Here is a 17642-nt window from a genome sequence, read left to right as displayed (position 1 = left end):
GGTGAAAGCGTCGCTGTCATAATTAAACCCTCGGAAAGGGATCGTCGTCAAGCCGATTCCTTGGCCAGAGTGCCCACCGGTTCCGGTGCGGAATCGATCCAGGGTTTTCCCAGGGGCAAGACCTGCTTGCCGAAGACCTGGGCATAAATGGCGGCGGCCATCATATACCAGGCATTCAAGGCGCACAGAATCAGGATCACGGCGGTGGGTTTGGTCAATCCCGGGAAACCGAAATGGGCCAAATCGAGACCGATAAACCCGATGATGAGCAGGGTAAACGTCGATGCCATGGCCCCATGAATGCGCATGGCGCCGACCCACATGATGAGGGTGTAGAGCGTCCAGGCGATCAGGAAAAATCCCACATCGGTGTGGCTGAGGGTGTAGATCTTGTAATAATTCAACATCCAGATGATCCCCAGCGCGATCCAGAACGAGCCATAGGAAACAAAGGCACTGTAACCGAAATTATTGCCGCATTTGAACTCCTGAAAGCCCGCGATCAACTGGGCGATCCCGCCAAAGGCAACCGCAAGGGCCAAAACCGGTCCGATCCCACACCACCCAAGGTTATGGAACTGGAGAATCAGTGTGGTTAATCCGAAACCGGCAAGACCGACAACTGCTGGATTTCCTTGACCTTGTGCTGACATTGAGACCTCCTTCTAAATGTGTGGAAATGGGTAACGACACGTCATTCTGATAAATCCCAGCGGTCATCCGGATGCCATGGGGGGGAAGGGCCACGGGGACCGGCACAGCCGATAGGCAAAGAGGTGTTTTTGCAATGCAGGTGCCATTCATTAAAAACAAACCAAATAAATAATATATTAATATAAAACGGATAATTATATTGATTAGCGGATAAATTTTTTAATGAATGCGATTTGAATAATAAATGAGACTTTTTTGTCCCAACGTTTACTGTACGGAGGATAATCAGCGGGATTAACGACAAATTTGTGGATTGGGACAATATTGTCCCAGATGGAGACAATCACAACCCATACAGTTTCATTTTGCGGAACAGGGTGCGCCGATCGATGCCCAACAATTCAGCGACCCGCGAACGGTGCCACTGGTTCTCCTTGAGCAGGCGTTCGATGTACGCTTTTTCAAAGGCGTTGATGGCATCGCTCAAGGAGTGCGGTTCGGAAGCGGCGGGAAGGGGTGGGGCCACAGCGTCGGCATTTTCGTCCTCGATCGTTTGGGGAAGATCCAGAAAGTCGATCTCTCCCAGGGTAATATAGCGGTGTACGGTATTTTGCAGCTCACGCACATTCCCCGGCCAGTCATACCGTTGCATGGCCGCGATGATCCGCTGGGGGATCACCGGCAACCGCTCCCCGTGGGGAAAATCACTGACGAAGTGATTGACCAAGAGCGGGATGTCTTCCTTCCTTGATTTCAAGGGCGGCAAATAGATGGGCAGGATATGAATTCGATAGTAGAAGTCCCGACGGAAACGGCCGCTCTCCACACGGCTGCGCAGGTTGCGGTTCGTGGCCGCGACGATGCGGATGTCGGCCTGTTTGGCGGTGCTGCTGCCGATGGGCGTATAACCGCCGCCCTCGATGGCGCGCAGCAACTTGACCTGCATGGTCATGTTCAGCTCGCCCACCTCATCCATGAACAGGGTACCGCCATCGGCCGCATCCAGATATCCGGGTTTGTCCTGATCCGCACCGGTAAACGCCCCTTTGCGATAACCGAAAAACTCGCTTTCGATCAAATTATCAGGAATGGCACCGCAATGCACGGTAACGAAATTGCGGTTTCCCCGGTCGCTCAGGTTGTGAATCGTTTGCGCCACCATTTCCTTGCCGGTACCGGAATCGCCGTAGATGATGACATGGGCATTGGATTCCGCCGCCTTGAGAATATTCTCATAGACCGTCTGCATGGGGCGGCTCTTGCCGATAATGTTGCCAAAGCGGCTGGCCGTGCGCAGGTTGGATTTCAGCCGCCTGGCCTTCTCGGCCAACTGGGCTTCCCGCTGACGCAGCCAGTCTTCGGTGGCCTTGCGCTCGGTGATATCCAGGACCACGGCCTGCAGCATACGAACCTGTCCCTCGCTGTCGAATACCGGTGCCTGCACGGCATCGTACCAACGGCCGTCCTTTTCATTGTAAAATTCGGTATGCGCGGTCTGGCCGGTGAACACATCACCATGGCGGCACCATGGGCACGGCTCCGCTAGGCCGTACAAGACCTGGTGGCAGAGTTGACCGGCCACGTCCGCCCCCACGTGGTCGGCCAGCCGGCGATTGACGAAGTCCAGGCAAAACGTGGCATCACAGGTGTAGATGAAGCCTTCGAAAATCGAGACCACCTCGGTCAACCGCGCCTCGCTCAGTTTAAGGGCCGACGCGGTCTTCTCGCGGATGGCCATCTCCTTCTTCAGCTCGTTGTTGGCCGCCATCAGTTCTTCGGTACGCCACTGCAGATCCTGGGTCCGGGATCGGATTTCCTCTTCCAGATGGACCTGATAGCGCCGGTTCTCCTCCAGCAACCGGGTCCGTTCGAGGGCCCGATGGATCGCATGCTCCAAGACTGCCATGTCGACAATCGGCTTGGTCACATAATCAAAAGCACCAAGCCGCAACGCCGCCACGGCGTCCTGAAGAACGCCGGCCCCGGTGACGACGATCACGGGAACCCGGTCCAACTGGCCGGCGATGGCTTCCAACACCTCCAGACCATCCATGCGCGGCATGCGCAGGTCGAGCAGCACTACGTCGGGTGCCAGTTCGGTGAAGCGATCCAACCCCTCTCGCCCGTCCCTGGCCTGGAACACGGTAAAGCCGCTGTCGGCCAGGTAGGTCGATACACTGTCGCGGATGATTTCCTCATCGTCGATGATCAGAACGCGGCGCTGTTCAGTCAGTTCAATGGGCACGGCCCCGCTCCTCAGCCGAAGGAACCGGCATGTTTTTGGGCTCCGGGGTCTTATTCAATGGGTGCATCAGCGGCAGGCGAATGATAAAATTGGCGCCTTTTCCCGGAGACGACTCCGCCGTCATGAATCCATTATGGTTGTTGGTGACAATAAAATAGGCGACCGATAGCCCCAAGCCGGTCCCCACGCCCACCTCCTTGGTGGTGAAAAAAGGTTCGAAAATACGGTTGCGTCGGGCTTCGTCCATGCCCGGTCCGTTATCGGCGATCTCAATGACCGCGAACTCCTTTTCCCGGTGAAGATCCAAGGTGATACACGGCGCCTGGCGATGTTCCCCCGCCTCGCCCATGGCCTGGGCCGCGTTGCGCAGCAGATTGAAAATCACCTGCTCGATCTCGGTGGCCACACAAGGCACCGGCGGCAGGTCCGCCTCGTAGCGTCGCTCGATGCGAATATGCCGAAAATCGAATTTCTTTTTCAGGTCATAATCATGGGCGGCCAGTTCAACCGCCTTATCCAGCAAGACGGCCAGCTCGACCGAGGTTTTGTGGGACTCGCTGCGCCGGCTGAAGCTCAGCATGTTCTCGACGATCCGCGAGGCCCGCTCCCCTGAAATGCGAATATTCTCCAGGAAACGGAAAATATCGCGCCGCTCCAGGTAGCAACGGATGGTTTCCAGCTGGGTGCCGCAGGCCACGGCATCGGCCTCGTTGGCGGCCAGACCCGGTGACAGGCGCCGGATCACGTTTTGCAAACTCTGCAGCATGCCGCCAAGCGGATTGTTGATCTCATGGGCCATGCCGGCGGCCAGACCGCCGACGCTCATCATCTTTTCGGTCTGCACCATCACGTTCTCCATGTGCACGCGCTGGGTCACATCGTCAACCCGGATCACCGCGCCCCGCATTGAGCCGGCCTCGATGGGGTAGACCATGATATCGGCAAAAAAAGACCGCTGCCCATCGGCGCACAAGGCTTTTTCCACATGGCGGGCGCGTCCTTCCTGGATCGCCGCATCGATCATCTCCCCATAGGGGAGTAACAACGGAAGCAGGTCGGTGACTTCACGGCCAAGCGCCTGGCGGTCGTCGACGCCGGTCATGCGCTCGGCGCCACGATTCCATTGGGTCACCCGTCCGTCACGGTCGACGCCCACCAGCACCGATGGCAACGCATCCACGAAATGCTTCAGGTAGTGGCGCATGCGGGCCATCTCCTGCTCGGCTTTCCGCGATTCGGCAATCGTGGTTTTCAGGCTCTGGCTGGAGGCTTCCAATTGTTCCATGAAGGTATTGAAGTAGGTGGCCAGCGTCCCCACCTCGTCGCGGCTGCGCGGCTTCAGGCGCACCGAGATGTCGCCTTTGGCCCCGGAGGCGAAACGATCCATCAGCTCCAGGAGGGGATTCGTGATGGAAGAGCTGATCCGCGAGGTGATCGGCAGCACCATGACAAAGGACGTTATCACCATGGCCAGAATCAAGTGGCCAATGGTTCTCAGCGGCGCGTAGAACTCCTCCAGGAAGCTGGAAGAGGCGACAATCCATTGGTATTCGGGAATATAGTTGAAGATCACCAGCTTTTCGCGTGCCTCGCCTTCACCGGGCATCGCCCAGGAATAGATGATCTTCCCGCTCTTGCGTTTGCAAATCTCCTGAATGAAATGGCGCCCGTTGACGTCCGTGGCATCGAGGTAGTTGCCCTCCAGGGAGGGATGGATAATCAAATTCCCCTCCAGGTCCAATACATAGGAATACCCGGTTTGGCCAAAAACAATGGAGAGGATGCTGTCGCGAAAATCGTCCACATTGACCAACTCGCGAAATTCATTGCGGTAGGAGGTCACGGAAATGATCCAGTCCCACGGCTTGAAATAGGTCATGTAAAGCGCTTTGGGTCGGGGGTGGGTCTCTCCCGGGTTCTTCCAGTTGTATTCCAGATAACCTTCCTTGCGGGCCATCTGTTCGGTGATGAACGCATAGTTGGACAAATCCACATCGATCAGCGCGTTTTCCGGATGGATGCGGATGATTCCCTGACTGTCGATACAATAGATGTAGCCCGTCTTGCCAATCGTTTGACTGAGCATGACCTCGCGGGTCTGGCGCTTGGCCGCTTCCATGCTGATCTTTCCGGCCAGTGCCTGATCATAAAAATGCTGGGCAATCTCGCGGTTTTTTTCGGCGACGGCACGAAGGTGATTCTTGATGGAAACGCTCGCCGAGGTGCGCACCATGTTCAGGATGGTCTGCGTGGTGTTTTTCAGTTCGCTTTCGATGTTGGCCTGGATGGATTCCTTGAGGAAAAAGAACATGATGGCGCTGCAGATGCTGAGCCATAGGAGAAATAAGGCTGAGTAGCTGATCAGCAGTTTGTCGCGGATGCGCAAATCTGCGAATCGACGGGACAGGTTCAACATCCAGCGCTCCTGTGGGTCGGCGCGGACGACGGCCGACGGCGATACGAATGGCGGGCGACCCCAAAAAACGGGATTGGGCCATCAACCGTGACGGAATTGTGAAAAGCCCGATATCGGCGGGGTTGCAGCCATACGGGCTTTTCGAAACCCGATGGCGGGTCGGAGAAGAAATCAGACCGATTCGACGGCCTTGATTTCGGGAATCTGCTGCTTGAGCACCCGCTCGATGCCGTTTTTGAGGGTCATCTGGGACATGGGGCACCCCGCGCAGGCACCTTGAAGGCGAACCTTGACGATACCGTTCTCCACACTGATCAGTTCCACATCACCGCCGTCGGCCTGCAGCATGGGCCTGATTTTATCGATTGCCGCTTCAACTTTTTCTTTCATGGATGGCTTCCCCTTTTTTAGGTTGGCATTACAAAAATATGTACCTCGTACTATAGAACGCTTCTGACAAGCGGTCAAACGCCTCCGCCAATAAATTGGTTAGCGCCAGATCTCGTTATATAGATCTGTCAAAGCAGCATCATTGCGTTCGGCAAGCGCTGCTTTTACCCGTTCACTCAGTTTTTTGTCAGCGCGATAGATGGCGAGTTCTTCGACGACAAACCGGGCGCTTGCCCGATCCTCCTCGGCGATCACCTCAAGCAACCAGGCAAAGGCATTTTCACTGCGATGCAGTATGGCCCCAAGCAATAGCGCATTGTCCTGCGTTCGCTTAAAGGGCTCATTATTCCAGCATGAACGCAGTATTTCCAACGCCTCATCGAGCCTTGACGCACCAATGGCAACAGCAACCGCTTGGCGCAGGTTTGGATCACCTGGGCAGTCAAGAAAACGTGATACGAACGCCTGAGACGCCTGTGGAGAAATCTTTAATAAAGCACTCAGAACCTCACCGGTAACGTCAGGCTCGGAATCTCCTGCGATGGCCTTGGAACGTAAAACCGCCTCTGCCGCCAATGGTTGCGTCAGGGCGATTGCACGCACCGCCCCTTTGCGAACATGTGGATTATGATCGTGAAGCAGCGCCACGATTTCAATCAACGCCCTGTGGTACGATGTATTCACCAGACCCATGGCACAGTTAGCCCGCAGATCGACGGCGGTGTCCTCGGATCCCCCCCATACCGGTTCACACTGATGGTAATGTAATCCGGCAATGAAAAAATCGACCGCCTGACTGTCCAATGCAACCAGGCACGTACAATAGCGCCCTTGGCAGTACAGTTAGGGTCATTCTTGACAGGATTTTTGAGAAACCGTTGATAGGCCTTGAGTAGGTCTGCTTCTAAATCATAGATCAGGCGTTCTTCACAGCGCTCCGCAGCGTGTTTGACCATCAAGCAGTTACGGTCGTTAAGTGCTTTTTTAACCGTCGCTTGGATCTTCACAGGATCGGCGTTGGCACAGTCTGAATGAAATTCTTTGATCCGTTCTCTGATCGCGTTGCTTTTTGGGGGCATGTTAACCGCATTCTCCAAGGTTACGATCCGGCATCGAATTTTTTTCCACACCGTGAAGCCGTTCACGCAACGTGATGGAACGGATGCCCATTTTGTCCTGCACGACGGTTAAAACGCAGGGGATGCATCCCCACGTTTTGCATAAAAGGCATTTTTATAATCGGCAAACCGTCCGGCCAGAATCGCCTCACGCATGCCTTTGACCAGGTTCACGTAATAGTGCACGTTATGGATGGTATTGAGCCGATAGGCCAAAATCTCCCGGGCCGTATACAGATGCCTCAGGTAGGCCAGGCTGTAATGGCGGCAGGTGTAGCAGTCGCAGGCCGGATCCACCGGCCCCGCGTCCTCCCGGAAGCGGGCGTTGCAGATGTTGATCGTGCCCTGCTCGGTGAAGAGCTGCCCGTTGCGGGCATTGCGCGTGGGCATGACGCAATCGAACATGTCGGCCCCCAGGCCGACCAGTTCCACTAAATCCTCTGGCGTTCCCACGCCCATGATGTAGCGCGGCCTATCCGCCGGCAACAGCGGCAGGGTATGGGCGGCCATCTCCATCATTAATTCCTTGGGCTCGCCGACGCTCAAGCCACCGATGGCGTAGCGGGAAAATCGATGGCCACGATCGCCTCGGCCGAACGCTCTCGCAGATCGGCGAACATGCCGCCCTGAACAATGCCGAAAAGGCTGTTCTGCCGCTCCGTATGGGTCTCCCAAAAAGTTTTGCAGCGCCGGGCCCAGCGGGTGGTCAGCTCAAGCGCGTCAATGGCCTGCTCGCGCGTGGCCGGATGTTCGAGGCATTGGTCCAGACACATGATGATGTCCGAATTGAGGGCAATCTGCACCTCGATGGATTTTTCCGGTGAAAGCATGTGCGCGGATCCGTCAATGTGGGATTGAAACTGGTACCCCGCTTCGGTGAGCTTGCGCAGCTTGGCCAGGGAAAAGACCTGGAACCCGCCGCTGTCGGTCAGGATGGGATGCTCCCAGTGCATGAAGCGATGCAGGCCGCCAAACCGGCCGATGATCTCGGTACCGGGCCGCAGGTAGAGGTGGTAGGTGTTGCCCAGGATAATCTGGGCCCCGGTGGCTTCGACTTCCTCGGGGCTCAAGGCCTTGACCGTCGCCTGGGTGCCGACGGGCATGAAAACCGGGGTTTGGATGGTGCCGTGGGGGGTGTTAAATGCTCCGGCCCGGGCGCATTCGGACTGTGTTATCAGTTGAAAAGTGGACATAGTGTTAAGTTTTAAGTGTAAAGTGTTAAGGGAAGGATTGTGTCTATTTATTTTTTTGAGAATTAGCCAGCCCTTGCAGCATGCTGGAGATCTCTTTCACCTCTGCAATCAACGCGGCCACCTTATCTTCCGAAAGAATGGATCCTAACTTTGCAGCAATGTATAGCTGGGTCCGCAACTCCGCCGCAGAGCCTTTGGCAATGTTCAAGAACCGAATGAACTCCGCGCTGGATCAACGTTCTGCACCCTCAGCGATATTACTGGCGATGGATATGGCCGCTCGGCTCATCTGATCCCTTAAAGCGAATTCCCTGGAATCTCGCACCAATGAACAAATTTCAACGGCCAATCGGCAAGACCGTTTCCATACCGCCAACTCTTCAAATGACACATATGCCATTTCAAGCCTCTATAATCGATATCATCCGCCAGCTTAATCACTTAACACTGAAAACTTAACACTTCTTTATTCTATCAACATCGCATCCCCATAACTGAAGAAGCGATACCGCTCGCGCACGGCTTCGTGATAGGCGTGTAACATGGTTTCCCGGCCGGCAAAGGCCGAGACCAGCATCAGCAGGGTCGATTTGGGAAGATGGAAATTGGTGATCATGGCGTCGACGATCCGAAAGCGATAGCCCGGATAAATAAACAAGTCGCAACGACCGCTTCCCGACGGAACCCGGCCGTCTTTCCGCGCGGCATACTCCAGGGTACGCACGCTGGTGGTCCCCACGGCCACCACCCGGCGTCCCTCGGTCTTGGCCTGGTTGACCTGAGCGGCTGTCTCTGCGGAAATGGAATACCACTCATCATGCATGCGGTGCCGGCGGATATCCTCCACGCGTACCGGCACGAAGGTGCCATAGCCCACATGCAGGGTTACGGCCGCGGTGGTCACCCCTTTCCGGCGCAGGGCATCAAGGATCTCCCCGGTGAAATGCAGGCCGGCGGTCGGCGCGGCAATGGCCCCCTGGTGGCGGGCATACACGGTTTGGTAGCGTGCGCGGTCGGTGTCATCCGGCTGGTCGGCATCGCGTTTAATGTAAGGCGGCAGGGGCATGCGACCGATGCGGCCGAGCAGCGCGTCAAAGGATCCGGGCGCAAAGAAGGCCACGGTGTAAATACCGTCCACAAAGTCGCGAACCTCAGCCACCAACCCTTCGGCAAAATGAATGCGGGTGCCGGCGGCGGCCTGCTTGGAGGCTTTGATCAGGCAGTGATAAACGCGCTGGCCGTTGCCGGTTTCGGTCGCTCCGGAGGTGCCGTAATCGAGAATTAAGAGTTCGGCCTTGCCGCCGGTCTCCTTGTGTCCATGCAGGCGTCCCGGTACCACGCGCGTGTCGTTGACCACCAAAAGATCCGAAGGCATGAGCAATTGGGCCAAATCATGGAACTGCCGGTGGACGATCGCCCCGCCGTGCCGGGACAGATGCAAAAGGCGCGACGCGTCCCGCTGGCCTGCCGGCGTTTGGGCGATCAGGGTTTCCGGCAGATGATAATCGTAATCGTTTAAGGCGTACATGACCTTATCCGGTCTTCCGAGGCATCGTTATGCGACTCGGTTGGGTTCAAGGTTTGGGGCTTGTCCATTCCCCGGCGGGAAGCCAGGGCCGTTTCCCGCCGAAGACATTTGCCGGCACTATACGCAGCTTCCGCATCGGGTTCAAGCCTCGCCTGCGTCGATGGCCGGCAGCCACACTCAAATTATCATTCAATTACTGGCTGATAATTATTTTATTTTTCTTGACAAAGGTTTGCCAGACCTTTTAATTAAAAATCCATAACATTGTTACGCTTTGTTTTAACAGTACGCCCAATTTAATAGCTATTTAAAATAATAACAATATATTAATTAAGTATCCTTCTCAAAAACATCATTATTCGTAAGTATTATTGGTGCATTCCAGCGAATTCGGCGCGTTATTTTTTTGTATTATTACAGCTTGTTAATATAAACAGCAAGTCTTGACCGCCACAAATATGGGATCAACGATAACAATGTTAGCGCCACTTAAGCACGAGGTTTACCAACGGCTGGAACAGGCCGTCTTAGATATCTTTTCCCATTCCGACTTCCATAAAGCCAATATCCGTGACGTGGCCAACCGCGCCGGCGTCAGTTTTTCGACCATCTACAAACATTACGGTTCCAAGGAGCGCTTGGTTTTTGCCTTCGTGGATGTCTGGCTGGGCAAATTGACCGACCGGATCTACGATCATCTCCAGGGTATCGAAGATCTCAAGGAGAAGATGCGCAAGGTGCTCTGGCTGCAGCTGGACTACTATGAACGCAATCAGGGACTGGGCCGAATCATTTTCATGACCCTGCCCATGAAAACCTGGATGGCCGACGAAACGTTCAAGCAGAAGAAAATGATCAACATGTATCTGGAGGTGATGCGCAATGGCCAGAAAGAGGGCATCCTCAACCCCAACGTCCGGGCCGGCGTGCTGCTGGACTTCATGTTGGGTACCGTCCAGCGCGCCTTTACGATGTGGATTTCCAGGGGCCAGCAAGGCCACTTGACCGATCAGGCCAACACCCTGTTTCAGATGATCTGGCGCGCCATCGCCAATCCCGATCTGAAATGAGGGAACCAGGCAATCGATTAATTGTTTTAGTAAAAGGAGCATACCATGTCCGTACATCCCGATTTACAAAAATGGAACGATTTGGCCACCAAGCAACTCCGGGGAAAACCCCTCGAAGAACTTAATTGGGAGACCCCCGAAGGCATTCAGGTAAAACCGTTGTATACGGCGGAAGACGTGGCCGGCATGCCCCACGTGAATACCCTGCCGGGCATGGCGCCTTATGTGCGCGGTCCCATGGCCACCATGTATGCCGGACGCCCGTGGACCATCCGTCAATATGCCGGTTTTTCCACCGCCAAGGAGTCCAACGCCTTCTACCGTCGCAACCTGGCCGCCGGCCAGAAGGGTCTTTCCGTGGCCTTCGACCTGGCCACCCATCGGGGATATGATTCGGACCACCCACGGGTCATGGGCGATGTCGGCAAGGCCGGCGTGGCCATCGATTCCATCGAAGACATGAAGGTGTTGTTCGATCAGATTCCGCTGGACAAGATGAGTGTCTCCATGACCATGAACGGTGCCGTTCTGCCCATCCTGGCCGGCTACATCGTGGCCGCCGAGGAGCAGGGCGTCAAACAGGAACAACTCACCGGCACGATCCAGAACGATATTCTCAAGGAATACCTGACGCGCAACACCTACATCTACCCGCCCGAGCCGTCCATGCGGATCGTTTCGGACATCATCGCCTACTGCTCCGAGCACATGCCCAAGTTCAACACGGTGAGTATCAGCGGCTACCACATGATGGAAGCCGGCGCCAACAGCGTGCTGCAGACCGCCTTCACCCTGGCCGACGGCCTGGAATATGTCCGCGCCGCCATCAAGCCGGCCTGGATATTGACGCCTTCGCCCCGCGCCTCTCCTTCTTCTTCGGTGTGGGCATGAACTTTTTCATGGAAATCGCCATGTTGCGGGCGGCCCGCTTCCTGTGGCATGACCTGCTCAAGCCGTTCAACCCGAAAAACCCCAAATCCTCCATGCTGCGCACCCATGTGCAAACCTCCGGCTGGAGCCTCACCGAGCAGGACCCCTACAACAACATCATCCGCACCACCCTCGAGGCGCTGGCCGCGGCCCTGGGCGGCACCCAGAGCCTGCACACCAACTCCTTCGACGAGGCCGTGGGCCTGCCCACCGATTTCTCGGCGCGCATCGCCCGCAACACCCAGATCCTCATCCAAGAAGAGTCCCAAATCTGTCATGTGATCGATCCGTTGGGTGGTTCCTATTATATTGAAGCCCTCACCAACGGCATCATCCAGGAAGCCCGCAAGATCATCAACGAGGTGGAGGAACTGGGCGGGATGGCCAAGGCCATCGAAACCGGCATGCCCAAGATGCGCGTCGAGGAATCGGCGGCCCGCAAGCAGGCCCGCATCGACCAGGGATTGGACGTGATCGTCGGCGTCAACAAATACAAGATCGACGAGGCGACGCCCATGGATGTCCTGGAAGTTTCGGAGCAGGTGCGTGACGAACAGATCAGCATGCTCAAGAAACTCAAGGCCGAGCGTGACGAGGCCAAGACGCAAAACGCGCTTGCCGGCGTCACCGAGGCCGCCGAAAAGGGCGGCAACCTTCTGGCGGCCAGCATTGAGGCCATCCGTGCCCGGGCCACCGTGGGAGAGGTATCCGACGCCATGGAAAAAGTCTTCGGCCGGTTCGTGGCCACCACCCAGTGCATCTCCGGCATCTACGCATCGGAGTATTCCGACCAGGCCGTGATCGCGGCCATTCGCAAGCGAACCGACACCTTCATGGAAAAGGAAGGCCGCCGGCCGCGCATTCTGCTGACCAAGATGGGGCAGGACGGCCATGACCGGGGTATCAAGGTGGTCGCCACCGCCTTTGCCGATCTGGGCTTCGATGTGGATATCAGCCCCATGTTCCAGACCCCCGAGGAAGCCGCCAAGATGGCCGTTGAAAACGATGTCCACCTGGTCGGCGCCTCCAGCCTGGCCGCCGGCCACAAGGCCCTGGTGCCCCAACTGGTCAAATCGCTCAAGGCGGCCGGTGGTGAGGATATCCTGGTGATCGTCGGCGGCGTGATCCCGCCGGGCGACTACGACTTCCTTTACAAGGCCGGTGCCGTGGGTGTCTTCGGACCCGGAACGGCCATCACCGAATCGGCCAACAAGGTCCTCAACGCCCTGGAAAGCCGCAAAGCCGCCTGATTCTCAACCCCTGATGCCTCCGCGGTCCCGCCTGGCCCATCGAGCGGGACCGCGGAGGCAGACCGGATACGCAAGCGACGCAGCTTCAATGCGCGATAGGAAAGTCACGAATGCTCATGGGTGAAAAAGAGCCCCAATTCTACGTCGATGGTGTTCGCTCGGGCAACCGCCGCATCCTGGCCAAGACCATCACGCTGATCGAAAGCGCACACCCCGCGCACCGTCAACTGGCCCACACCGTTGTGGACGAACTGCTCCCACTGACCGGAAAAGCGGTCCGCTTGGGCATTACCGGCGTCCCCGGTGTCGGGAAAAGCACCTTTATCGAGAGTTTCGGCATGATGCTGGTGGAAAAGGGTCTGAAGGTGGCCGTCCTGGCCGTCGACCCGTCCAGCACCCGCAGCGGCGGCAGTGTCATGGCCGACAAGACCCGCATGGAGCGGCTCTCGGTTGCCCCCCAGGCCTTTATCCGTCCGTCACCGTCCGGCGGGACCCTGGGTGGCGTGGCCCGCATGACCCGTGAGACTCTTTTGGTCTGCGAAGCCGCCGGCTTCGATGTGGTCATCGTGGAAACCGTGGGGGTGGGACAATCGGAAACCACCGTGGCCTCCATGGTCGATTTCTTTCTGGTACTGATGCTGGCCGGCGCCGGCGACGAGCTCCAAGGCATTAAGAAAGGTGTCTTGGAACTGGCCGACGCCGTGGCCATCAACAAAGCCGACGGCGACAACGTGGAGAAGGCCGAAAAGGCACGCCGGTCCTATGCGATGGCCCTTCACCTGCTGAACCCGGCATCGCCCACCTGGTCACCGCCGGTCTTGACCTGCAGCGCCCTGACCACAAACGGGGTGGACCAGCTGTGGGAAACCGTCAACGACCATCGTCGGCGTCTTTCGGCAACCGGCGAACTGGACCAAAAACGTCGCCACCAAGCCGTTGCCTGGATGTGGTCCCGTATTGAAGACGGACTCAAGGAGCGCTTTTTCAGCAATCCGGCGATCCGCTCCCAATTGAAGGGAGTTCGGGCCGCTGTTGAACGGGGAGAACAGTCCCCCACAGCCGGTGCGGAAAAGCTTCTTTTTTTGCTTGACAACGCCCGTTGAGTCGATAAGGGTAGGAATTTATCTTCAGGTACGGTCCATTCTTCAAAAACTGTATAACATATTGTCTTTAATATTTATACTTAACTCGCGGACGACTGGTGGATGGCGCATCCCATTCTCTGTCGGCTAGTCAAAAAGTTCTGTACTTTAGGTGAAAGGAATGTGACATGGGTATTGTGAAGGAAAAAATTCAGGATCTCAAGGCGCGCGAAGCACGCATCCTTGAGATGGGCGGGGACAAGCTGGTCGCCAAGCAGAAGGAAGGGAGCAAGCTGACCGCCCGCGAACGTCTCGACAAATTGTTTGACGCGGGGACATTTCGAGAAATCGACATGTTCGTTCAGCACCGTTGCGTCAATTTCGGCATGGCGGCGGTGGACATTCCCTCGGACGGTGTGGTCACCGGCCACGGCCTGGTCAACGGCCGCCCGGTGTTTGCCTACGCCCAGGACTTTACCGCCCGGGCAGGCAGCCTCGGCGAGATGCAGGCCAAGAAAATCTGCAAGGTCATGGACATGGCCCTCAAGGCCGGCGTGCCTTTTATCGGCATCAACGATTCGGGCGGTGCCCGCATCCAGGAGGGCGTGGACGCCCTTTCCGGCTACGGCCAGATTTTCTACCGCAATTCCGTGGCCTCGGGCGTGATTCCCCAGATTTCGGCAATCATGGGCCCCACGGCCGGCGGCGCGGTCTACTCCCCGGCCATGACCGATTTTATCTTCATGGTCAAGAATACCAGTTACATGTTCATCACCGGCCCGGAAGTCATCAAGTCGGTCACCGGTGAGGAGATCGATTTCGAGAGCCTGGGCGGCGCCATGACCCACAACGAGAAAAGCGGCGTGGCTCAGTTCGCCTGCGAAAACGACGAAGACGCCATCGAGCAGATCAAGTGCCTGCTCTCCTACCTGCCGGCCAACAACATGGAAGAGCCGCCGGTGGTGGACACGGGCGACGACCCCATGCGCATCGAGGACGCCCTCAACGACATCATTCCGGACAGCCCCAACCAGTCCTACGACGTACGGGATGTCATCAAAGCCATCGTTGACAATGGCGAGTACTTCGAACCCCACCAGTATTTCGCCACCAACATCCTGACCGCCTTTGCCCGCCTCAACGGACGTAGCGTGGGCATTATCGCCAACCAGCCCATGGTCATGGCCGGTTGCCTGGACATCAACGCCTCGGACAAGGCCACGCGCTTCATTCGGTTCTGCGATGCCTTCAACATCCCGCTGTTGACCATTGCCGACGTTCCCGGCTACCTGCCCGGCAGCCAGCAGGAATGGGGCGGCATCATCCGCCACGGGGCCAAGCTGCTGTGGTGTTACAGCGAGGCCACCGTGCCCAAGCTGCTCCTGGTCACCCGCAAGGACTATGGCGGCTCCTATTTGGCCATGTGCTCCAAGGATCTGGGCGCCGACATGGCCTTTGCCTGGCCCACCGCCGAGATCGCCGTCATGGGCGCTGCCGGTGCCGCCAATATCATTCATCGCAAGGAGATCAAGGAAGCCGCCGATCCCAAGGCCAAACGTGCCGAGAAAATCAAAGAATACGAGGAACTCTTCTCTAATCCCTACTGCGCGGCCCAGCGGGGCTACATCGACGCCATCATCGAACCGGCCGAAACCCGCATGCGCCTCATCGACGCTCTGGAAATCATGTGCAGCAAACGGGAACTGCGGCCGCCGAAAAAACACGGCAATATCCCCATGTAGAAGCGGTCCGCGCCCCGTCAACCGAAGCACAAAGGTGAAAATTTATGGAAGCGAACGAAAAAAAACTGGCTGCCGCCCTGGCGGCGGTCTCGGCTTATATCCAGACCGAAGAAGAGGCGATTCTCACGCCGCCGCCCGAACGCCCGGCGCCACGGCGTTTTGATCAGGGCAATCTGTGGGCCCTGGCCGGTCGCCAAGGCATGATGCAGATGCGCAATCTCATGCAAATGAAAACCTTCAACCGCCTGCGCTAGTGCCGGGACGATGGTGGAACGATAATCAGGCATTCAACATCCAATTTTAGAGGAGACCCATACGATGAGTGATCACGATCAAGTCAAAATGACCGCAATGAACTACGATGTGAACCGGCCGACGGCGGAAAACCCGGTGAAGATCATGGATCTGAGCCTCCGCGACGGCCACCAGAGCCTCTTTGCCACCCGCGGGCGCACCGAGGACATGATCCCCGTGGCCGAGTTGATGGACCAGGTGGGCTACTGGGCCGTGGAAACCTGGGGGGGTGCCACCTTCGACACCATGCACCGTTTTCTCAACGAGGATCCCTGGGAACGCATCCGCACCCTGAAGCGCTACTTCAAGAAAACCCCTTTCTCCATGCTGCTGCGCGCCCAGAACCTGGTGGGCTATCGCAACTACGCCGATGACGTGGCCAATGCGTTCATGGATCGTGCCTGCGAGAACGGCATGGATATCTTTCGGACCTTCGACGCCCTCAACGACTACCGCAATTTCCAGACCGTCGTTCCCAAGATCAAGGCGTACGGCAAGCACTTTCAGGGCTGCATCTGCTACACCATGACCGAACCGCGCCTGGGCGGCGAAGTGTACAATCTGGACTATTATGTCAATAAGGCCAAGGAACTGGAGGCCATGGGCGCCGACAGCATCTGCGTCAAGGACATGGCCGGCCTGATCGCCCCCTACGACGCCTATGATCTGGTCAAGGCCCTCAAGGCCGCGGTCAAGGCACCCATTCACCTGCACAGCCACTTTACTTCCGGCATGAGCCCCATGAGTCATCTCAAGGCCATCGAGGCCGGCGTGGACATCATCGATACGTGCATGACCCCCTACGCCTATCGCACCTCCCACGCCGCCGTGGAGCCCTTGGTCATGGCCCTTTTGGGCACCAACCGCGACACGGGCTTTGACATCAGACTGCTGGCCCAGATCAACGAGATCTTCGAGAAAGAGGTCATGCCCAAGTACAAGCACCTTCTCGACGACTCCAAGGTGTCGGTGATCGACATCAACGTCCTTTTGCACCAGACCCCGGGCGGCATGCTCTCCAACCTGGTCAACCAGCTGCGCGAGATGGACGCCCTGGACAAGATCGGCGAAGTCTACAAGGAGTTGCCGCGGGTGCGCAAGGAACTCGGCCAGATCCCGCTGGTCACCCCCACCAGCCAGATCGTGGGTATCCAGACGGTCAACAACGTGCTCTTCGATACGCCGGATGAGCGCTACAAGATGATTACCGCCCAGGTCAAGGATCTGTGCTACGGCCTGTATGGCAAGACCGCCGTGCCCATCGATCCCGAGGTGCAGAAGAAAGCCCTGATGGGTTACGAACGCGGTGAAGAGCCCATCACCTGCCGACCGGCCGAGGTGCTCGAACCCGAGATGGAAAAGGCCAAAGCCGAAATCGGCGATCTGGCCGTGGACACGGACGACCTGGTGCTCTACGCCATGTTCCCCGTCACCGGCAAGAAGTTCCTGCAGTGGAAGTACGGCAAGGAAGATGCGCCGGCCTCGGTCAAGGCCATCACCCTGGAAGATGTGAAGAAACGCGAGGCCCTGGTGAAGAAAGCCCTTGCCGGCGAACTCATCGAGAAGAAGAAGGATGCACCGGCCAAGGGTGAAAACCTGCGCACCTTCAACGTCTTCGTCGACAACGAGTACTTCGAGGTCGGCGTGGACGAAGTCGGCGGCAGCCCGATCATCCGCTACGCCCAGCAGATCCAGCTGGCCGGTGGCATCCCGGCCGCACCGGTCGCGGC

At 57.2% G+C, this 17642-nt stretch carries 13 protein-coding genes and 3 pseudogenes; 7 read left to right on the top strand and 9 right to left on the bottom strand.

The annotated features are described in order from the left end of the window. Nucleotides 1-47: 47 nt before the first annotated feature. The 9 genes and pseudogenes from JCM12296_RS12390 to queA form a co-directional block, all read right to left on the bottom strand. Nucleotides 48-653: an acetate uptake transporter gene (locus JCM12296_RS12390; RefSeq protein WP_054693289.1), complete on the bottom strand. Its 606-nt coding sequence runs from the start codon at nucleotides 651-653 to the stop codon at nucleotides 48-50. A gap of 344 nt (nucleotides 654-997) precedes the next feature. Next, nucleotides 998-2899: a sigma 54-interacting transcriptional regulator gene (locus JCM12296_RS12385; protein WP_054693286.1), complete on the bottom strand. Its 1902-nt coding sequence runs from the start codon at nucleotides 2897-2899 to the stop codon at nucleotides 998-1000. After that, nucleotides 2889-5315, bottom strand: a complete 2427-nt coding sequence (locus JCM12296_RS12380) for a cache domain-containing protein (RefSeq protein ID WP_054693283.1) — start codon at nucleotides 5313-5315, stop codon at nucleotides 2889-2891. The genes JCM12296_RS12385 and JCM12296_RS12380 overlap by 11 nt, the downstream gene beginning before the upstream one ends. A gap of 171 nt (nucleotides 5316-5486) precedes the next feature. Further along, on the bottom strand, nucleotides 5487-5705 hold the full coding sequence (locus JCM12296_RS12375; RefSeq protein ID WP_054693280.1) for a NifU family protein: 219 nt from the start codon (nucleotides 5703-5705) through the stop codon (nucleotides 5487-5489). A 99-nt stretch (nucleotides 5706-5804) separates the two neighbouring features. Next, nucleotides 5805-6398, bottom strand: a complete 594-nt coding sequence (locus JCM12296_RS41755; protein ID WP_218188061.1) for a HEAT repeat domain-containing protein — start codon at nucleotides 6396-6398, stop codon at nucleotides 5805-5807. Beyond that, on the bottom strand, nucleotides 6386-6784 hold the full coding sequence (locus JCM12296_RS41750; RefSeq protein WP_218188060.1) for a hypothetical protein: 399 nt from the start codon (nucleotides 6782-6784) through the stop codon (nucleotides 6386-6388). Before JCM12296_RS41750 ends, JCM12296_RS41755 begins: the two co-directional genes overlap by 13 nt. Nucleotides 6785-6892: 108 nt before the next feature. Beyond that, nucleotides 6893-8016, bottom strand: a pseudogene (gene tgt, locus JCM12296_RS12365) (tRNA guanosine(34) transglycosylase Tgt). A gap of 43 nt (nucleotides 8017-8059) precedes the next feature. Then, nucleotides 8060-8416, bottom strand: a pseudogene (locus JCM12296_RS44335) (four helix bundle protein). Nucleotides 8417-8482: 66 nt separating this feature from the next. Further along, on the bottom strand, nucleotides 8483-9544 hold the full coding sequence (gene queA / locus JCM12296_RS12355; protein ID WP_054693277.1) for a tRNA preQ1(34) S-adenosylmethionine ribosyltransferase-isomerase QueA: 1062 nt from the start codon (nucleotides 9542-9544) through the stop codon (nucleotides 8483-8485). Nucleotides 9545-10020: 476 nt separating this feature from the next. Here queA and JCM12296_RS12350 point away from each other — a divergent pair, with 476 nt between their 5' ends. The 7 genes and pseudogenes from JCM12296_RS12350 to JCM12296_RS12325 form a co-directional block, all read left to right on the top strand. Then, on the top strand, nucleotides 10021-10614 hold the full coding sequence (locus tag JCM12296_RS12350) for a TetR/AcrR family transcriptional regulator (RefSeq protein WP_054693274.1): 594 nt from the start codon (nucleotides 10021-10023) through the stop codon (nucleotides 10612-10614). 45 nt (nucleotides 10615-10659) lie between these two features. Next, nucleotides 10660-12239, top strand: a pseudogene (gene scpA, locus JCM12296_RS50435) (methylmalonyl-CoA mutase); the annotation flags it as partial. Between the two features lie 21 nt (nucleotides 12240-12260). After that, complete coding sequence (locus tag JCM12296_RS51385) at nucleotides 12261-12794, top strand: cobalamin-dependent protein (RefSeq protein ID WP_479690861.1); 534 nt, start codon at nucleotides 12261-12263, stop codon at nucleotides 12792-12794. Nucleotides 12795-12904: 110 nt separating this feature from the next. Then, nucleotides 12905-13897, top strand: coding sequence for a methylmalonyl Co-A mutase-associated GTPase MeaB (gene meaB / locus JCM12296_RS12340; RefSeq protein WP_281491993.1), 993 nt, complete (start codon nucleotides 12905-12907; stop codon nucleotides 13895-13897). A gap of 167 nt (nucleotides 13898-14064) precedes the next feature. Further along, nucleotides 14065-15618, top strand: a complete 1554-nt coding sequence (locus JCM12296_RS12335) for an acyl-CoA carboxylase subunit beta (protein WP_054693271.1) — start codon at nucleotides 14065-14067, stop codon at nucleotides 15616-15618. A 44-nt stretch (nucleotides 15619-15662) separates the two neighbouring features. Then, entirely contained in the window at nucleotides 15663-15872 is a 210-nt protein-coding gene (locus JCM12296_RS12330) for a hypothetical protein (protein WP_054693268.1), read from the top strand. 64 nt (nucleotides 15873-15936) lie between these two features. Continuing rightward, nucleotides 15937-17642: pyruvate carboxylase subunit B (locus tag JCM12296_RS12325; protein ID WP_054693265.1), on the top strand; the 1706-nt coding region annotated here is incomplete at its 3' end.

The sequence above is a fragment of the Desulfosarcina cetonica JCM 12296 genome (genome assembly GCF_001311845.1).
In the GTDB taxonomy this organism is placed as follows: Bacteria; Desulfobacterota; Desulfobacteria; order Desulfobacterales; family Desulfosarcinaceae; genus Desulfosarcina; species Desulfosarcina cetonica.
The sequence above is the reverse complement of the archived record's forward strand: the minus strand, read 5'-3'. Positions and strand labels throughout refer to the sequence as shown.